The 19890-nt window shown below is 37.8% G+C and carries 17 protein-coding genes; 12 read left to right on the plus strand and 5 right to left on the minus strand.

Going from position 1 to position 19890, the window contains the following annotated elements; genetic code table 11:
* The first annotated feature begins 167 nt into the window (after positions 1–167).
* From LC455_RS29640 to LC455_RS29660, 5 genes are all read left to right on the plus strand, one after another.
* Positions 168–1265, plus strand: a complete 1098-nt coding sequence (locus LC455_RS29640) for a Wadjet anti-phage system protein JetD domain-containing protein (RefSeq protein ID WP_223596453.1) — start codon at positions 168–170, stop codon at positions 1263–1265.
* Positions 1256–2770 carry a hypothetical protein gene (locus LC455_RS29645; protein ID WP_223596455.1) on the plus strand — a complete coding sequence of 505 codons (1515 nt, stop codon included), beginning with the start codon at positions 1256–1258 and terminating at the stop codon, positions 2768–2770. Before LC455_RS29640 ends, LC455_RS29645 begins: the two co-directional genes overlap by 10 nt.
* On the plus strand, positions 2767–3513 hold the full coding sequence (locus tag LC455_RS29650; protein WP_223596457.1) for a DUF6063 family protein: 747 nt from the start codon (positions 2767–2769) through the stop codon (positions 3511–3513). The genes LC455_RS29645 and LC455_RS29650 overlap by 4 nt, the downstream gene beginning before the upstream one ends.
* On the plus strand, positions 3491–7954 hold the full coding sequence (locus tag LC455_RS29655) for a hypothetical protein (protein ID WP_223596459.1): 4464 nt from the start codon (positions 3491–3493) through the stop codon (positions 7952–7954). The genes LC455_RS29650 and LC455_RS29655 overlap by 23 nt, the downstream gene beginning before the upstream one ends.
* Before the next feature lie 226 nt (positions 7955–8180).
* Entirely contained in the window at positions 8181–8501 is a 321-nt protein-coding gene (locus LC455_RS29660; protein WP_223596461.1) for a hypothetical protein, read from the plus strand.
* A gap of 248 nt (positions 8502–8749) precedes the next feature.
* Here the strand turns inward: LC455_RS29660 and LC455_RS29665 are convergent, their stop codons facing one another.
* Positions 8750–9142, minus strand: a complete 393-nt coding sequence (locus tag LC455_RS29665; protein WP_223596463.1) for a hypothetical protein — start codon at positions 9140–9142, stop codon at positions 8750–8752.
* A gap of 177 nt (positions 9143–9319) precedes the next feature.
* Here LC455_RS29665 and LC455_RS29670 point away from each other — a divergent pair, with 177 nt between their 5' ends.
* Complete coding sequence (locus tag LC455_RS29670; RefSeq protein ID WP_223596465.1) at positions 9320–10144, plus strand: MBL fold metallo-hydrolase; 825 nt, start codon at positions 9320–9322, stop codon at positions 10142–10144.
* Positions 10145–10477: 333 nt separating this feature from the next.
* Here LC455_RS29670 and LC455_RS29675 read toward each other — a convergent pair whose 3' ends face one another.
* Both LC455_RS29675 and LC455_RS29680 read right to left on the minus strand, forming a co-directional pair.
* Entirely contained in the window at positions 10478–10768 is a 291-nt protein-coding gene (locus LC455_RS29675) for a GNAT family N-acetyltransferase (protein ID WP_166262147.1), read from the minus strand.
* Between the two features lie 31 nt (positions 10769–10799).
* On the minus strand, positions 10800–11015 hold the full coding sequence (locus LC455_RS29680; RefSeq protein WP_223596467.1) for a (4Fe-4S)-binding protein: 216 nt from the start codon (positions 11013–11015) through the stop codon (positions 10800–10802).
* A gap of 878 nt (positions 11016–11893) precedes the next feature.
* Between LC455_RS29680 and LC455_RS29685 the strand changes: the two genes are divergently transcribed.
* From LC455_RS29685 to LC455_RS29705, 5 genes are all read left to right on the plus strand, one after another.
* The gene (locus LC455_RS29685; RefSeq protein WP_223596485.1) at positions 11894–12853 is read left to right on the plus strand and encodes a hypothetical protein; all 960 of its coding nucleotides are present in this window, start codon (positions 11894–11896) and stop codon (positions 12851–12853) included.
* A 914-nt stretch (positions 12854–13767) separates the two neighbouring features.
* Positions 13768–14571, plus strand: coding sequence for an extracellular solute-binding protein (locus LC455_RS29690; protein WP_223596469.1), 804 nt, complete (start codon positions 13768–13770; stop codon positions 14569–14571).
* 229 nt (positions 14572–14800) lie between these two features.
* Entirely contained in the window at positions 14801–15139 is a 339-nt protein-coding gene (locus LC455_RS29695; protein WP_223596471.1) for a hypothetical protein, read from the plus strand.
* A 54-nt stretch (positions 15140–15193) separates the two neighbouring features.
* On the plus strand, positions 15194–15499 hold the full coding sequence (locus LC455_RS29700) for a DUF6980 family protein (RefSeq protein WP_223596473.1): 306 nt from the start codon (positions 15194–15196) through the stop codon (positions 15497–15499).
* A gap of 161 nt (positions 15500–15660) precedes the next feature.
* A complete protein-coding gene (locus LC455_RS29705) occupies positions 15661–16167 on the plus strand; it encodes a hypothetical protein (protein WP_223596475.1) in 507 nt (168 codons plus the stop codon).
* A 94-nt stretch (positions 16168–16261) separates the two neighbouring features.
* Here the strand turns inward: LC455_RS29705 and LC455_RS29710 are convergent, their stop codons facing one another.
* Positions 16262–17806 (minus strand): aminotransferase-like domain-containing protein, encoded by a 1545-nt coding sequence (locus tag LC455_RS29710; protein ID WP_223596477.1) that lies wholly within the window; start codon positions 17804–17806, stop codon positions 16262–16264.
* A gap of 114 nt (positions 17807–17920) precedes the next feature.
* On the opposite strand from LC455_RS29710, the gene LC455_RS29715 reads away from it, so the two are divergent.
* Entirely contained in the window at positions 17921–18838 is a 918-nt protein-coding gene (locus LC455_RS29715) for a DMT family transporter (protein ID WP_223596479.1), read from the plus strand.
* A 705-nt stretch (positions 18839–19543) separates the two neighbouring features.
* Here the strand turns inward: LC455_RS29715 and LC455_RS29720 are convergent.
* On the minus strand, positions 19544–19890 hold a 347-nt coding region (locus tag LC455_RS29720; RefSeq protein ID WP_223596480.1), incomplete at its 5' end, for an IS3 family transposase.

The raw sequence follows: 19890 nt of genomic DNA on the forward strand, positions 1-19890 counted from the left end.
AGTAAGCAAAAGCGCAAACGATAAAACCCTTACAAATACTGATATATCAATATTTGTAAGGGTTTTTTTGTTATGCCGGCATTATTAGGATAATTTCATTAACCAACCATAACCCAACTAGTTTATAATATAAGGATGTCTAAATTGGATTGTAGTAGTCGATTCCTATGACGTTAAGAAGATTTAAGAAGGTGAATTCCATCGATATCATTGAAACACGGGTGAGAGGTTTTATTGGAGATATTCAACACCCTAAACAAAAAAAGAAAATAAATATTAACGATTTAGAACTTCAGCTGCGCAAGCTTTTGGATGATTATTATGAAATGGACGGTTATACATTGTTTTATCATGCAATTGAAATTTTGCAGGCTGAGGGACAACTGATCCCTATTCAAAATAATCAATACAATGGAAAAACCCCAGCCCTTGCCTTATATTACTGGGTTAATATAAAAGTTCAGGAAAACAAATGGGATCGTCTTGAGATGATGAAATTAGGTGACCAGTTTGATTTTTCCTTTTATGAACGGCATCCCGAATGGCAAACGAAAGAGGAATGGGTACGAATCCAGAATGTATATACATTTCTCCAATCCAGTGAGGAACGGGAAATCGTGTCAGTCGAAGAAAGAAGCCTAGAGCTCTTTGGTCATGAAAAATTCTTACTCGACGGTGATAGCTTTCCTGATGGAAAAGGCTTCTTAGCTAGAATTGGAGTATCAGAAGAAAAGCTTAAAATGGTAAACTACGGGGAGCCTTTTGTATTTTGGATGAAGCAAGGGAAAGAAATAAAAGATATTCAGCGGGTATTGATCGTCGAGAATCTATCTTTCTTTCATACTTCCATTAAGTTATTGGAAGCGGGTCAACTCGATTATGAACCTGAACTGATTATTTATGGTGAAGGGACGAAAATTGAAGGGAGCTTTTCCTTTTTCTTTCGCATGTTTCCGCCAAAATCCTATCTTTTCTATTACGCAGGAGATCTTGATGCCGCGGGATACGGGATTATCATTCGGCTTATTGAAAAATACCCGGACTGCTGTATACAGCCAGCCTTAAAAATTTATCGCAAAATGCTTGAATGTCGGGAACAAAGGAATGACCAAAAACAAGGGCAAACACAAAACATCCAATACCGTGATTTATTTTTTCAATGGTTTATGGAAGAGGAGCAAGAGCTATTACGGCAATTATGGCAGGAAAATAAGCGGATCCCACAAGAAGTTTTAACAATTGAAACATGGAGGAAATGGATGTGAACGAGTCATGGGAAGGATTTGGCAAGCGTTTGCAACGATTAAATCCTCTGTTTGAGCTGGGGAGGGGGATGGAAGTGGGTGAGCTGAAACCTCATATCCAAACCATTCTCATGCAAGTGCTCCTCACAATCTTTTATAGAGAATTAAATGATGATGATCATAGACGTAAATCAGATATCAAATATATCGTTGAAGACTCGATTAAGCAAATGAAGCTTTTAGCAGACGATAAGCAAGTTGAGCGGATTACAAGCGGGCTTTTATATCAGGGAAAAGAAGAGTATAGTAAACCGTTTGAAGCCTTATATTACGATGAAATAAGACAATCCTGGGAGACGCAAACATTTCGGTATGTCACAATGGATGAATTATATACGAATCTGGAGATGGGCGGATCCATTGTTTATAAACTCACAGATGTCGCTCAGGAAATGATTTTTATGAGCAGGGAAATGGCGGAGGAATTCTCAATCACGATTGAACAACTTTATAGTATGCAGCTGATTAAAAACGGTAATTTTAGAAAAGCTACCAGAAACCTCGATCACCTCATTTCACGCGTAAACCGCTTAATGGCAAATGAATTCACTTTTCAAAAGGAAATGATCAACAATCCCAAAATCTTATTGATGGAAGAGGAATGGCAAAGGGCCGACAATCGTGTTGAGATTGAAAAGCAATTTGAAGAGGAAAAAAATCACTTCCGTACGATTACTAGTATGATAGAAAAGACAAAACGAAGAAACGAAGAAGATGATTATATTCAGAAAGAATTGATTCTCCTTCAAGAAAAAATTGGCCATACAAGGCAATTGCATGACCGCTTTGCAAAACTAGTCATTCAAAATATTTCATATGAGATGAAATTAAAAGCGGAAAACCCTTCTTTGTTTTGGGAAAACAGCCTGGTTTCTTTTCGAGAGCATTTTTATGAAAATTGGTTCATGAAGGAAGGCGTTCATCATTTCGAGACGATAGAAACAGTACTTTCTCCTTTATTTTCACCAAAGAATGAATTTATTTTGCCATTGGATTGGATTTGGGGTGAACAAGAATTCGATGAAAAACAACTAACGGATGCTGTAATGGAAGAGGAGGCAGAAGAAAGCATTACTCGTCTGAGAGTAACGAACTGGGATTCTGTCATTAAAGCATGGAGTTATGTTTTTCAATTTTTACAAACAAACGGAGAGTTTTCGTTAGCTGATCTAGCAGAGTTGCCATTAGAAGTGCAGGATTTATGGTTTGAAGAATCTGAAACGATCGATTTGTGGATGATGTTCGATAAAAAGCCACTGAAGGTTCAAGTGTTGCATCGAAAGGAAGAAACCCTAAGCGATGAGAGGGAAATTCTTCTATATAAACTAATGAAGGAATATCCGCAATTTCAAGTATTTGAAGGCTTGAAGATCTATACTGTGTTTGATCATCGGGCGGAGCCATTTCTATGGTATCAAACGAAAATGACCCCTTTTAAAATATGTGTTCAGGAGGAAAAACGATGAATGCAGAAAGTATCAAAAGAGCATCAGCTGTCTATTTTACACTATTAAAAGATAAAGTCATCGACGAAAACAGTGAACACTTCCAGACCTATTTTGATCCGGAAGTGAGACAGACGGTTCTTTTATTAGCAGACGAATCAGGTACATATATTATTGAATCGCCTAAACGCATCCACTTAGTTGTCCAGCCAACCGGCTCGGTCTTTGCTACGAATTTTACCCATTTGAAAGAAAAGCATCGGCAAGTGGAAACGAAAAAACACTTCCATCTTATGAGTGTTGTCATTATGTCTTTTTTAGCAGCCATAGACCGTAACCAGGCAGCAAAAATCCGTACCAAGCGCGAAGGGATTAGCTATTACGCATTAGAACGGCAAGTCAACGACTTAATGGTGAAATGGGAGAGCATTCTTAAAGCTAAACCGGACTTCGGAGAAGAGGAACGAATTGATATGAAGGAAGTTGTGACCACATGGAAATACATGGAGGTTGACACGGAAGATTATGGGATTAAAAAAGGCAATAGACGAACCCGAATCGGTTTAATTGCCAGTGCTATGCGCTTACTAGAGACAGAGGGGTTGATCGTCATTCTTGATCGGGACGATATAGCTAAGGTGATACCAAAACAAGAGCTTTTTGAGCGAATTGAATACCTGTATCACGATTATGATCGGTATGAACTTTTAAAAAAATTGATGACGACGGAGGAAGATATGCATGCCGAAAATCCATCGAATTAGAATTGTCGGCCTGAAGTATGATGGCATGCAAAAGCAATACAAAGATACCACTTTTAATTTCCATAATGATGTGACATCAACAAATGGCCTCATTGCGATGATGAATGGGGGTGGAAAAGGTGTGTTCCTTCAAACCATCTTCCAAATACTCAAACCTGGAACTTCATGGGGAAAACAGAACAATCGTTATTATCAGCAGTTTTTCTTTAACAATAAAGAGCAATTTATTCCCTATACCTTTCATGTTCTTATTCAGTGGGAATTGGACGGCGCAGACCGGCGGCATCTAGTGACGGGAGGAATGTTCTCAGCTGAGCAGCGGGTTTCATTGAGTGAAGAAAGTGGAAATGAAAGTAAAACATTGGAACAGGAAGCAAAAATCCTCCCTAATATTACATTTTATACAAGAGAATTTGAACGAAAAGAAGAGGCTGCGCTTGAGCATATTCCACTCTATGAAAATGATGAGGTTGCTGAAACCGAAAGCTTAAAGGACTATTTAAAATGGAATGGATATGACGTTTACCGAGATACAAAGAAGCACTATCGCATCCTTGATACATATGGAATTAACCGTAAAGACTGGGATATTATGAAGGACATTAATAAGGATGAAGGCGGAGTTGGCAAATACTTCGAGGGGGCTGAAGATGATCATTCCCTTTTCCAAAAACGAATCATCCCTACTGTTAGTCAAGTCTTACATCGGACCGAACATCAAAAGAACGATCTTGTTGAGATTTTTAAAAGTCAGGCAAGTATTGCTAAGGATCTGCCAGTTCTCTTAAAAAGAGAGCAAGCCCATAAAGAGTTTTTAGAAGACATTGTCCCATTTGAAGAGCACTTAGCTAAAGGAGTAGAACATAAAGAAATTGTTCAAGCCAGTATACAGGCAGGCAGGCAGCTGCTTGGTGCCTTAGAGCATTTGAAGCAAGCGGAAGAGGAAACCCTGCTCACCTTAGAGAAAGACATGGAGAAATTAACTGTAAGGCAAGCGGATTTACGCTACGAAAATGATAATTTAGAGTTTGCCAAAGCTCACAGAGAGGTCATGAATTGGGATAAGAAATTAGTGGAAGAAAGGGAGAAACATACTTCCTTCCAAGCGATTGTGAAAGAGAAACAAGAACGAAAAGAGCAATTGGTCTTTCAGTTATTAGTAAAAGAGTGGAGTGAAAATGAACAAACGATTCGCTCTCTTTCTCAGCAGATAGCGACAATGGAACAAAATAGCGGCTTAGAGCAAGTAAATCAAAGAATGGATGAAATCAAGCAAATTGCTAAAAAGCAATGGGAGCAATCCTATCTATCGATTCAAGAAGCGGTTAAGCAGTATTTGGGTTTTCAAAAGTTCTTAAAGAAAAAAGGAACGGAGCTAGCTCAACAGGATAAACAAAAGACAAAAGAGATTGCTCAGCTAAGTACTGAAATTGATTTTCTGTATACACAAATGCATACTTTTGAGTCTAAGGAAGCGGCACTCATCCAAGAATTTGGCGACCGCTTAACCTATGACTTAAGGGGATTGATCGACAGTCTTTATAAACAAATCGAAGACAAAAAGGCTAGATTAGTAGAGTTGCAAGCAAAAGATAAAGAATCTAGTGAGAAGCAAAATCAGCTTGCCACTTCACATGGTACGCTCGTCCAATCCATTCAGTTTTCAGAAGAAAAATGGGAAGATATAAACCAAGCAAATGAAAAGCAAAAGCAAAAAGAGGCAAAACTATTAGAAAAGCTTCTTGGTTTAATAGATGATGTCACAGCGCCGTTTACTCACTCGCTCTTATCGAAATATGCAATGCAAATTGAAGAAATACTAGGTAATAACCGAGAACAAGCGGAACAGATGAAAAAAGAATTATGGGTAACACAACTTGACCATTCCTTAAACGATGAGCCCTTCTGGATCGCAAATAAAGACGTGAAAGAATTAAAGGAATGGATAGATGAGAAGACTGGAATTGATGTGTTTTATGGAACCCAATTTCTCCAATCATTACGTCCAGAAGAAATGGCGCATACCCTTCATACGTATCCGCTCCTTCCATACGGGTTGGTCGTAAGCGGGCAGCAATGGCAAAAAATTAATCAGCAGGTTCTTACAGGAAGAATGTTTAAAAGTCCAGTTCCGATTTTCTTGCGTGAGGAAATGAACAGCGAACATCACCAGCCATCGTTTGTGATTATTAATGGAACCGAGAAAGAGCTATTAAGCGATAAAAATCAATTCACTAGCTGGAAAATAAAGATTGCGAAACAAATAGAAGAAAAGAAAGAGGCTCTTGATGAAATTGAAAAAACAGAAGCCTCCTTGCGTCGTATTTTAAAAGAAATCGATCGTTTCTTATCCAGTGAGCTTTCCATTGATATCGAAAAAGCTCTTTATCAGGAACAAAACTCTCTTCTGTCTCTGAAAACGAAATTACAGGAAATCAAAGCGCAAGAAGAGAAAGAAAAGGAATTACAGCTGGAGTTAAAAGATGAGCTGGAAAAGACAAAAGGCAGGATAGAAAAGTTTACAAGAAATGTAGAAACGTTGGAGGCGTTTGATCAAGACAAAACTCTTTATCAAGAAAATAAACGGGTAAAACTAGAAAAAGAGAAACAACAGGAAGCCTTGACCATTCAGCAGCAAGAAATCGGAAAAGAACACCAAAAGACAGTTGAACAGCAAAACCAGTGGAATCAAACGTATTTAGAATGGAAGCTTACAACTGAACAAAATATAAAGGAGATTAAGTTCTTTATTGAAGAAGCGGTTTATCCTGCGGATGAAAAAGCAGACCAATGCGAAGATGTCCCTCGGTTATCACCACATTTTTTACAAGAGATAAATGGAAGTATCGAAGAACTAAAACAGCTCCAAAAATCAAAAGAAGAACAGGCTAGAGAATTACTTGTTCTTCAAGCAAAAAAAGAAACCGAACAAAAGCAGCAAAAGAAATTAGAGAAAAAACTCAATGCGCATGATGTGGATTGGAATAAAGCTCCAGAACCAGATGAACCTATGAGTATATTAGAAAATATGCTGCAAACGGCACAGAAGGAAGTAAAGACAGCAGAAAAAGAAGAACGGGAACAAGGAACGGCTGTAACAGTGGCGGAAACATCCTTAAAGCACGCGGTTGGACAGCGTGATAAGTCCGGAAAGAAAGTCGAAAAGCATGGAAAACAACCTGAACAATGGGCAGATATTGATTTAGAAGTAAAGGAAGTAGAAATTAAAGACCAGACGAAATTAACGAAAGAGGAAGTAAAGAAGGCGGAGAAACACCAAAAAGAAACGGAAACCAATATTGCGGGCTTCGAAGGTGATTTGTTAACCTTATCCGTGATCTTAAAAGAGGAAGCCGCAGCATTTACTAATAATGATTTGGAACAAATTATGAGTCTAGGGAAAGCATGTATCATATCCTGGTGCGAAGAACATCAAGCTATTCAGGAAGAAGGTCAAGAGAAGCATGCGAAAATTGATCAATCCTTGCGTAATTTAAAGCTCACGATTGAAGGCAAAGATTGGGAGATTCGTTTTAAAAATGAAGTGTTAACAACACTAGACCATATGGATACAAGGCATTATACGCATATCCAGACCATCGTTAAAAATATGAAACGTTTTTCACAAAGTGGATTAGAACAATTAGAACGCGACAAGGAAAGAGCGGAAAAGGCTCAAAACTTCTGGGCCAGCCGTGCCAGCATGAAAGTGATGAGCATATCAGAGGCCATTCGTTCCATGATTGCGAAGATGAAGCTGAAAAATGAACGAGGTTCCTTTCCGCTCGTCCAGCTCAAAGAAGACATCTTACCTAAAAAGGCTGAAGATATCGAACCACTGCTGAAGCAGCACTTTGTAGCTGCCATAAATAAAATTACCAAACAATTTGATATGATTGATGATCATAATCGAGCATTAGATGAAGAAATAAAACAACTGATTAGTGATGAGCAAATATTATTTGTATCACTTCGAAATCGATATCCAGAGCTGCTGGTCTATAATATGCGGACAGATAATGCCTTTATGTACGGGAAACCGCAAAAGGAGCATTATTCAACCTGGCAGACAATAAATCAAGGTTCTAAAACGAAATCGGATGGCAGTGGAGGACAAAAACTATCAGCTCGAATGGTTATGATGATGATGTTATTATCGGTTAAAAGCGAAACCGATCAAAGCTGGGTTCCTTTAGTCTGTGATAATCCGTTCGGACAAGCTGCATCGGCACATGTCCTTGACCCGATCTTCGCAGTTGCCGAAAAACTGAAGTTCCAATTCATCGTCGTCACACCGCCTGAACTTGTGAAAACGGAAATCAGCCAAAGATTTGATGCCTATTATAAATTGGACTTTATTCGTGAAAAAGGAAAAGAAATTGTTTCAGACACAATTGTTCCAGCATTTCGGATTTACCAGGGAGAGGAAGTCGTACAATAAGATAACACAATGAAATCGACTAGGCTGGACATGATAACAATATACACAAGAATTGACGTATGAATTGACATACGTCTTTTTCTTTATTTATCAAGGTTTTGCGGATTTTTATGTAATAAAATTAATGAGTAGTATTCTAATAAAATGCTACTCGTCATAAGATGTATTCAAGAAATAAATTGGTAAAAATTCACATATTTTATAATAAGAAATATTAAAGGGAGAAGTGAGTAAAGCGACAATAAAAAGGGAGTTACCTGACAATTATTATTTATTGGTTGAAGAATTACAAGCACTCTTAAAGAAATTCGGGTGCATAGAGAAAATGCAGTTTTTCGGAGTTAGAGCAATAATGACAGGTAATTATTATTATTGGAAATTAAGATATAATGGACAAAATTTATTAGTAAGGGTTCCTGATCAACCCTATAGCAAGAAAGACAAACACGAAACCTATTTAGTTAGTTTCAGTAACATTTTTAAAATTTTTTGGTATTTTTCACCAACAAGGGAATTAAGGGAAATCACGATAACTGTAAAGGATTAACCGCTTATCAGTTTTTATCTGAAATGAATTATTATAATACTGATGCAAAATTACTAGATTAAAGAAATACCGATAATAGTAATCTTATTAGTAATCTCAAAATATTTCTTGTTCAACTAATGGGTACAAGAGTTAAAATGTGTTGCCGTCAATAAAGCAGCTTTTCATCTTGAACAAACGGGAGTTTTGAAGTAATAAAAAAAGGACTACTTAAGCAATAGTCCCACATTTGTAAAGTTTTAATGTTCTTAAGAAATCCTTCTGTTAATGACTGTGCATCTCCTTGCACCCCTGCTAATTAAGCTCCGTGCCTGAGCCAATGTGATTGGGACAAAAACTCCTTGGTCCATGTTGTTTTCTACATCAAACAATGCAAAAGCCTCACCATCAACGATGAATACACAAATGAATTCCACTTCTACATCATTAGATCTTGGGGGACGGGATGCAATCTCACAAAGCATGATTTGTCCAGTAGCGAGCAATGCTCTTGCCTCCCTACGGGAAATTCGAATAAACACGAATTCCTCAAATGCAACATTAGTATCTTCCACTTCAATTTCAACTACAAGAAAAAAGCCATTTCTTCTGGTTTGGAGTATACAATTTGCCCCAATGGAAACAGGATCACCCATACTCATATACTATCACCTCCTTACTACTATTAAATTCCTTAGCGAAGGAAAGGTGTGGACAAATTATAAATTAATTTTGCTTATCTTAAAGGGTGCAGTTTACTTGAAGAAGGATTATTGGATTGTTAGGTGAATTTTAAAAGAGAGTAAATAGGAAGTGAATAAGTAAAGGAGAGATATTTTTTGAATTACTTTATTTGTGAAACTTGTGGAGTTCAGTATGAGAGTTCAATCGAAGCACCAAAACAATGTTTGATTTGCGAGGAAGAAAGACAATTTGTTAGTTCCAAAGGTCAGGTGTGGACCACATTAGAAAAGCTGATAGAGGTGGGTACATATAGTAATATCATTAAGCTCCAGGAAGAAGGATTACATAGCATAAAGACTAATCCAAGTTTTGGAATCGGACAGACAGCTTATCTTGTACAAGATAAAAATTACAACTTATTGTGGGATTGTATTACATATATTGATCAATCAACCATTTCACATATTAATAAATTAGGCGGAATTGATGCTATTGCTTTATCACATCCACATTATTACTCTAGTCAAGTAGAATGGGCTGAAACATTCGATGCTCCAATTTACATACACGAAGATGATAAAGAATGGGTGACTAGATCTAGCGAAAAAATCATTTTTTGGTCTGGAGAATCTCTAGAATTGCAGGAAGGTCTTATCCTACAAAGAATTGGAGGACATTATAAAGGCGGTACTGTTTTAGAGTGGAAAAATGGAAGCAGTCAAAATGGAATTTTATTGAGTGGAGATATAGTACGTGTGGCGGCTGATCGTAAATGGGTGAGTTTTATGTATAGCTATCCTAACTTCATTCCTTTGCCCATTGTAACTGTTGAAAGAATTGCAGATAGGGTAAATGATTTTACATTTAATCGATTATTTGACGCATTTAATCTGATTATTAGAGAAGATGCAGATTTGGTGGTTCAAAGGTCAGCAAAAAGGTATATTGAAGCACTAAATGGAACATTATTTAATACTTAATTTACTAATTTATTAGGAAAGCTTGAAGAACCTATGAATAAACTTTTTCCTCAAATTCAGTTACCTATATTTCTATCTGAACATTTAACAGTAAAGTTAGTAAATATAGATGACTAGGGGACTTCAGGGGTATGCATTGCCAGCCAGGAAACCAGATGGCAAAGACATCTGGCTTGCTAGCTAGGCTTGCATACCCGCCTCTCCTAGTAATGTTGCTAGTATGGATCTCTTATACTAATTAGCAGTATGCCCTGATTTAGTGATTAGTCTACTGACCTTAATTTTTTGTCCAGTTAAGTGTAGTTCATTCAACGCATATATAATAAAATGGCATCAATTTGCTAGTACTCCTTGATACTCTTCCTTACTTTCAAGAACACTTTTTGCGTAAGGACATACAGGAATAATATATAAGTTTTCATCTCTAGCATATTCTGCTATCTTGTTTACTAATTCTTTGCCTAATCCACGACCATTATGTCCCTCGTATACAACTGTATGGTTTACAATAATTAAATTTCTTCCATTTACATCTTTTCCGCTTGGGATAAATTGAATTCTTGCAATAATTTCATTAGATTCCTCAATATAGAATTCATTCTTGCCCATTTTAATTTCAGTCATTTCCACATTCTCCTAACTTTTTTAGTTTTGTTTATTTTTGCTCATAAGTAAGTGCTCTGCTTGGACAACGATCAATCACTTCCATGATTTTTTCAGCTGTTGCATTCTGTGGTGATACCCAAGGTCTTTTCTGGGTATTGAATACACTTGGCAATCCCTTTACACATTCTGCTGCATGTTTGCAAATATTGGGTTTCCAATATATTTTGATACCTTCAGCTTCATAAGTTTTAATATTTTCGCTCATAATATCCTCCTTCTAATAGTCTGTGGGAATAATAATTTTAAAATTACTCTTAATTCTTCCCCTGATCTAAATTTCACAAAACTGTATGATGGGTTTTTACCAACAAACGAGCCACTTGGTAGCAACATGATAAATTTTTGAAAAACAATATTAATTTAATAGTACTTTATGTTATGAGGAATCTCCAATTTGAGACTTGTTATTTAAAAATAAAATAATGTAGACGTAGTGAAGTTATTTATCATTGGATTTTTTATTCCACAGAAATATAAGCAGTAAAGGGGCAGCATTCCTATTATAGTTGAAAATAAGTTTAAAGGTTGTAAAAGAATGTACTGATATGAACGAAACTGTCAATACCCATTAGGGGGATGGAAACCAAAAGCAGATTGAACCGCCACAACTGAAAAATCTTTCAGTTAACAGTAAGGATAAAAGCTCGCCTGGCAGTGATTGAATAAAAAGTTTTCTCGGCTTTTTCTACAAAAAATAAATATAAAAGTACGTAAAATAAAGTAAAAAATTTACAGATATGATTTCATTACGATTTACCAACAAATTCATCAAATGGGTGCTCATTTAATTATTGCTTACAATAAGCGGGGTGAAGGTGAAATTGGATTACACTCAAATTATCGGGTGCTTGAATTTAAGAAAGGATTGCTACGGCGGTCAGTTTTCTTGTTTAACCAACGGGGCAGGATAGTTCAACAAGAATTGACACAAAAGGTCGTCAATGAAGCGAGCTTCTTTTGTCAATTTTTTAGAATAAGGGATTTCTAGTTGGAATATTATGTTAAAATTAAAGAGAGCAGATCAGTTTTTAGGGTATTGATGGTGAGAGTAATTGGGGAAAACGAGGTGACCTCTTGAGAGTAATGAAAAAGCTACCAATTTCACATTTGCTGAAGAAGCGTAGATTTTGGGGTTATGGTGCCGCTATAGCGGTAATGCCTTATCTGTTAATCAAAATCGCCTGGACTTTCGGTCTCTTCATGCCGACCGAACAAATGGGTGAACCAAGTTGGCGCACTGCAAACGCAGTAACAATGGTTCTAGCTGCAGTTGGTATCCTGTTAGCATTGGCCTTTAGCATGACATGGGGTGAGCGACTGCCCGCCTGGTTGGTTGCCTTGCCCGTCTGGGTAGGTACTGGTTTACTTATACCTATGCTGTTGCTGGCACCTGTGCTTGGTCCTGCTGCTATGATACGCGATCAGCAGGCAGGAGCTGCCAACGTTTGGGTATATGAGCAGATTTTCGTAATGGTCTCACTGGTTGGAGTCGGCATCTGCCTACCTTTCGCCTTAGCTGGATACGCTAAAGCGCGTTGGCCAGAGGCATTTGCTGATCCAATTGACATTGAATTACTCCCGGGCAACAGCCAGAAACTGCAAATCACCTTAGCTAGGCTTGTCGCGGCTGGCTGTATCCTGCTTGGATTTATTAAGCTATTCTGGGCGGTTGGTGGAACTATTGGTATCAACCCAGCTATGTTGGATAAACGCGATTTATGGTGGCATCTATTGTCGTTGAGTACCGGTGTGTGGGCCTTCGCGGGGGCGTGGGGTTTATTGGTACTGACCACCCGCCGCAGGTCGAAGTGGTTCTTCCCTCCTATGGCAGCAGCATGGATCTCTTCGGGAATGCTGTTCTCTTATAACCTCTTTAACCGCTTGTCCGCCACTCGCCCCGATGCACAACCAGCTCTAGAGTACCCGCTTGCATATGTACTAGCCACCGAGTTAGGTAGCATCTTAGGAGTGATGATGGGAATAATTATCCTGATGGTACTGCACGACCGCCAGAGAGCAATGCGGAGTTCTAGAATGAATTAATGTTCCTAATATTGAATTATATTTATAAAAAGAAAATAAATTAAATGAAAAGGCCCCCAATTGGTGGCCTTAATACCCTTGTTCAACTATCGGGTGCAAGAGTTAAAGAAAATGATCGCTGCGGCGGTCATTTTTTCTTGTTGTACTAACGGGGCAGTTTACTTAAATAATAGTTTTAGAAAAACAAAATTGGAACATCCATTCAAAAATTATGTAATAGAGGATAGGGATTTCCCAAATCCTCCTCAAATATTCAATAGCTTTTCTTTAACAACAGTGTCCGTAATGGTGCCAAGGATGATGAAAACCGAAACCACCATAGAAAGGATAATGGTGATGATGAAAACCGAAACCATACGGATGATAGCCGTATCCCATCATCGGATAACCAAATGATCCATAGTAAGGAGGCATTTAGACACCTACTTTCATTCTATTTTTTATTACACTTTAGACATATGTCTTTTGGATTGGTTATGAGCTTATCTAATTTGAAAATAGGCACAACTGAATCGGGTCTAATCTATTTAAATTACCAAGAAATGTTATTTGTAATTAGAAACATAGTGAGCTTTAACAAAGTGGAACATGAATTGATTTTCTTCAAGGAGGATGCCTTTTTAATAAAATATAAAAAGACCACTCCATGTAACTGAGCAGTCTTAGCATCGAGGGGGTGATTCCCATGGACAATATATGACAAATACTAAATCTTAGAACAATTAATGTTGTCCTTCTTCAACTAAAGGGGCAGGGGTAGTGAAAGAAGGTATTTCACTTCATACTGAAGAATTATAGATAAATGACTTATGAAACTTTCTAACTTTTTGCAATTATAATCAAACCGTTTACAGCCTCCCTTCGTTTCCTTTAATAGTACTGATAAAAATCATGTATGAAATGGAGGAAGAATCATGAAGAAGACCGTGTTCCTATCAGCTCTACTGCTCTTTGTCATTATGGGTGCCGGATTGTCAGCCTATGCAAAAATGGACCGTAAGCCAGCGTTCCAGGCGACACTAAATTCTAGCCAAAGTGATTATGTCATCCGGGTGTTCGGACCGGGCGGACCACTTGGACCGATTAAGGAAGCTGCTGAACATTTTTCAGCTGAAACGGGAATCAAGGTGGAAGTAACAGCCGGACCAGAGGGAAATTGGATCGGCCAGGCAAAGCAAGATGCAGATATTATTTTCGGTGGCTCCGAGTATATGCTGCAGGACTTCATCTTTAACCACCCCGAAATGATCGATACTAAATCACGTACGGAGCTTTACCCGCGTGCCGCAGGAATATTGGTGAGGAAAGGAAATCCTAAGAAGATTGAAAGTCTGGAGGATTTGACGAAAAAAGGTGTAAAAATAATCGATGTGAATGGGGCCGGCCAGCTTGGCCTGTGGGAAGACCTGGCAGGCAGAAAAGGGCTGATTGAAGGCATTTCCCAAAATATTAACCTTTCTGTAAAGTCGAGTGCCGAAGCCATTGAACGATGGAAATCGAATTCCAGCCTGGACGCCTGGATTACCTATGAATCGTGGCATTACCGGCTCCAGGATGTGACCGACCTGGTCGAACTGCCCGAAGAAGAAAAGCTCTATCGTGGAACGCCAATCGCCCTGACGAAAATCACTGATCAGAAAAAAGAGGCACAGCAATTTATTGATTATTTAAGAACGGAAGAATCTCACCAAATCTTTCAAAAATGGGGCTGGAAGTAAGGATGAGCCTTAAATCTAAAAAACTGGTATTCGTATGTTAATACATAGTTCGAAACCATTATGTAATAGCTTATTCAAGTAACGGGTGCTTTAGTTAAAGGGTGTTTTTCGGGATTGATCGCTGCGGCGGTCTTTTTTCTTGTTGTACTAACGGAGCAGGTTACTTCAAGTAGGAATTAATCAATTCAATGAAGAATTCAATGGATTATGCCATTATAGGAGGATTTTAATGTCCAATTTTATAAATGTAAAGGACTTAAAAAAATGGATCCTAGAGAACGATTTAGAGCGAGAAACTATTCAAGGGTTTTGGGAGAATTTTAATAGTTGGAAAGAAGAGTACCCTGAAGAATATGAAGAAACATTTATGGAAGGCTTTAAGCCTGAGAAACTTTCCATTTATATTAAATCAGTTTCTTTTACAATTACAAATTATCCAGATGAGGATTTTAATCACGTAGTTATAAGACTCAATTTTGAGTACGATGATTCAGTGATAGGGGAATATAGAATGGTTTTTGATTATGAAACTGGTGAAGTATTTGATGATATATTTAGTGTGTATTAATTCTGCACCGTTCTTCAGCTACGGGTGCTTAATCAAAAATAGAGGAGTAATTCGATGAAAAATAATTGTTGTGAAAATATGACCCGAAGAGCTAATTATAAATGCGAGGAGCATTCTAATCCATTCGATTGTCCCGATAATTTAATATTTTACAATGAACGATTTGATGAGTATGGGTTAATAATTCACGATGGTGGTAATTCCAGTTTACAAATAGAATATTGCCCGTGGTGCGGTACGAAACTGCCCAATTCAAAAAGGGATTTATGGTTCGACACGCTGGACCAATTAGGCTTTGACGAGCCGTTTGAACAAGACATTCCTAAAAAATTCAAAACCGATGAATGGTACAGGAAATAAAGAGGTTTCTTGTTCAGCTAAGGGTACAAGAGCAAAAGATTGGAGCTGTCAATTTGGCAGCTTTTCTTAATCCATTAACGTAGCAGTTTAATAAATAAAGGAAATAATTTTTATTTTAAAGATTGATTAATATATCTCAACTAAGGCGTGTGTCATATTAAATGAAAAAGCAATTTAAAAACCAGCACCGAATGTTAGAAAGTTTCGGTTTTGAATTTATTGTAGTTTGTCCCAATTGTAATGGTAAATCAAAGGTTATTTCATTGGGAGACCATTCCCCATATAGCACAGGAAATGCAAAAAGGTTTCTCTGTTTACTCTGTGGAATGACCAAAGAATTTGTACCAAAAAATAATTGCTTTAACCAATCTTTAATTTCATACGGTAGTGAGTGGAATGATGGCTTTATAAATATTGGAGGGGCATTTGATTGGTATTTTGGCTACCCTTTATATCTACAAATAGCTTGTTGTGGTCATACTTTATGGGCATATAACATCGAACATTTAGAGTATATTAAAAATTACGTTGAAGCTGACCTAAGAGAAAATGGAACTTATTATTTAAGCGTGGAAAGCAGATTACCCCTCTGGATAAAATCTGCCAAAAATCGTGATGCGGTTGTCAAAGCTATTTCAAAACTAGAACAAAAGGCAAATCACAACTAAAAAAAGTAACATCAAAAATATATATTGTGAAGTGTTTCACTTAAACTAACGGGTGCTTTATTGTAGTAATAAAAAAGAACCCAATTTCTCTAATTTAATACAGAAAAATTGGGCTTTTTAGGCTAATAGGAAAGTAAGTGCAACACGCCTCTGTCTTCGCCCTTAGGGGCTCGCCAATCCGCGAGTTTTCTTTATATTGAAATTTCCTTAACGTTGTAAATCCGCATTTTCTTGACGCTACCCCTTTTTGAGTAGAGCGTAAATTAATAAACTTCCTAAGTCCTTCCGAGATTTGTTCTTCATTGGCATAGGAATAGCTTAACCGAAGCCATGAGGATGGCTCCTTTAAGGGGTCACATATTTGTCCGGGAACAAAGGATATTGATTGCTCCAGACTCTTGACCAATAAGTCTTCTGTTGACAGGCGGTCTGGGAGTTGTACCCATAGATTTAAGCCACCATTTGGGCTGGTCCATTGCCAATCTGTTACGGACAGTTCTTTCTCCATGATTTCCTTTCGTATTTGCAGCGCAATTCGCAGTTTCTCAACATGTTGCTGCAGTCTTGGTGATGAAAAGTAATGCAGGAAAATCTTCTGATTTAAAAGCGGTGATCCATTATCGGCTAATGATTTTACTGCTAGCAGTGATTTCATCACGGAAGACTGACCGTTCATCATGACGGCTATTCGCAGCCCTGGTGATACATATTTGCAAAAGCTTTTGATATAAATCACCATGGAGGAAGTATCATAGGTATACATGGGCGGTGGCGGCTCTTGGTCAAAAAAGATGTCGTAGTATGCATCGTCTTCAATTAAAAGACAGCGGTATTGCTCGGCTAACTGGACTAATTGTTTTCTTTGAGCCGATGGGACCGTGTATCCGGTTGGATTATGGAAGGTTGGATTAAGATAAAACAGACGAGGTTTGTGTTTTTTCATTATGAATTCAATCTGCTCTAAATCATATCCGTACGGATGGATATCGACGCTTACAATATTGGCTCCTTGTGCTCGAAAAATATCAATGGCAGAACTATAGCTCGGCCGCTCTAAAAGGATAGTGTCTCTTGATTTTACAAATGCCTGTGCTATCAGATGAATGGCTTGCTGGGAACCGGCCGTAATTAATAGCTCATCTGGATGTGTAATCGTTTTATAATGCTGATTAAAATAGTCAGAAAGTGATTGACGCAGTTCATGATCGCCTTGAACGGTGGAGTAGGTGGATAGAACCTTTGGGTAGAGATCAAAAACTTTTTTTACATAGTCCGATATGAAGCGATTTGGCAAAAGATTAGGGTCAATTAATGCCTGCGAAAATTGATAGGAAACAGGGACCTGATGGATTTCCGATAAATGATTTTTTTGCACATATGCAGAAACGATCGGATTTTCCAGGCTTTCAATTTTATTAATTTCACAGGATTGGACATAATAGCCGGATTTATCTTTGACATAGACTTTATTTTCCTGTTTAAGATGCTGGTAGGCCTTTAATACGGTTAAGCGATGAACCTTCATCTCAGCGGCTAAATTTCTAATTGACGGGAGCTTTTCATTCTCTTTCCATTCATTGAGTTCGATTCGGTGTAATACATAATCGTATACTTGTTTAAATAAGTAATCTCTATTCATTTCTTTCCCTCCCAATCCCTTTGATTTTAGCATGTTTCTTCTTGATCTGTTCTAATGATTTTCATCTGTTCTATTATCCTTCACCTATAATGGAGCAAAAAGGGAGGAATTGACATGGTATTGTTTGGTTATTTGTTTATGTGTCTGATTTTTAGTACAACATTTCTTGCGATAAAAATAGGGATTGATGCTGGCTTGCCGCCTTTTTTCTCAGCAGGTATTCGCTTTTTTTTAGCAGGTTTGATTGTATTTGTCATTATGACGTTAAAAAGAAAGACTACACTAAGGATGTTTTTTCGTATGGAGATGCTATTGTCGGGGATTGGGCTGACTTTTGGTACTTTTGCCACATTATATTGGGCAGAGCAGTTTGTCCCGTCAGGAACGGCAGCCGTCTTGTCAGCTACCGGTCCGATGATGATACTGTTGATTCAAACTTTTATTTTAAAAACGAAAGCAAATCCGAGTTCCTTTATTGGATGTTTTATAGGAATAGCGGGGGTCTTTCTCCTCATTTTACCGAGTTTTACTTTTCTTGTTAATTCCTTGGTGCTGGGCGGCTGTCTCTTAATTATGGCAGGTGAGGTGTTTTATGCATCAGGAACGATTTATTCAAAAAGGGTGATCAATCGGTTTGATAAAATTTCCCCGATTGCTTTAAATGCCGTTCAAATGATGCATGGCGGGATCCTGTTAATGATTTTGTCTCTTGTGACGGAGGATTTCCAAGTGTCTGCTTTAGTAAGTCCGGCAGCAATCGGATCGTCCCTTTATTTGATAGTAGTTGGATCAATGTGCGGACATAGTCTCTATTACTGGCTTGTCTCCAAGACAAACACGGTTTTCCCTTCAACCTGGCTTTTTGTTTCACCAATTCTTGCTATGGTGCTGGGAATCGTTTTTTATCATGAAACTCTTTCATGGTTGTCTGGTATTGGTGCATTGACGATTATCCTTGGAACCATAATCATTTCGCTGCCAAATTTAAGGTCTTATCCGCACTCCTCAGTTAAAGTTTTAAGTGGCAGATAAAGAAGCACGGTGTTGGATACTTCCCCGCTGGAGGTGGCTTTAATAAGGATTAGGATGAGATACTCTTAAACCAAACTTCATATTCGACTTGGAATTAAAGATTAATCTTCAAAAATCGGGCGCTTTAATGGAGGAACGACAAAAGCTCATTTTCTCTATTGTCATACTGAGGAATTGGGCTTTTTAATATTGGAATATCCTTAACGTATGTTTTCAGCGTTTCGTTGGTGGCACTCCTTTAAGGACTTTTATTTAAAAGTGACAATTTACATAAGCTTTATGTTTTCTTAATTCTTTGTACATGATTTTCGTGTAAATAGGAGTAGTAGACCTACTCCTTTCAACCAGCACCTAGCTGGACTTTTTTTGTTACATTTCTCTAGGTAAAAACATAAAAAATTGTAAAGCTAACACTATTCCCGTACCCCTCCGAATTAGAACACCCAAAAATTGGCTTAGTATCGGCGTTGTTGTAACCAGGGGCAAAGTAGCAAAATGCTATTCCACAATCGGTCGCAATCCTGGAACAAGTATAAGAGTACATTTTTCATTTTAGGGCCAAATTGAGGAGGATCTTTTTAAAAGAAAATTGGGTATTTATCGAGGAGCTTCTGAAGAATTGTACTTAAGCTAACGGGTAGCTTTAGTGAAAAAAAAGACTGTCTTTTTGGACTTAACCCCGTCAAGTAGACAGCTCTAAAAAGACTATGCAGCCATCGTGATCCGATATTCAACTGGAGCACGATGGTTTAGTCGTTTTTGGAATCTTTTATAATTGTAATGATACATATATGTTTCTATTGCTTGTATTAACTCTTTCTCTGTTTTACAATCAGTTTGATACAACATTTCTGTTTTAAAGTGGGAAAAGAACGATTCAACACAGGCATTATCCAGGCAGTTTCCTTTGCGAGAGTGGCTGCCCTTTATGCCATATTTGTTTAATCGTTTGTTGTATTTTTTAGACGTGTACTGGAATCCCTGATCCGAATGGAGGATGGTTCCGTGCACGTTTCTTTTTTTATTTAGGTCCTCCACAGTATCCAAAACTA

The organism is Neobacillus bataviensis (assembly GCF_019969725.1).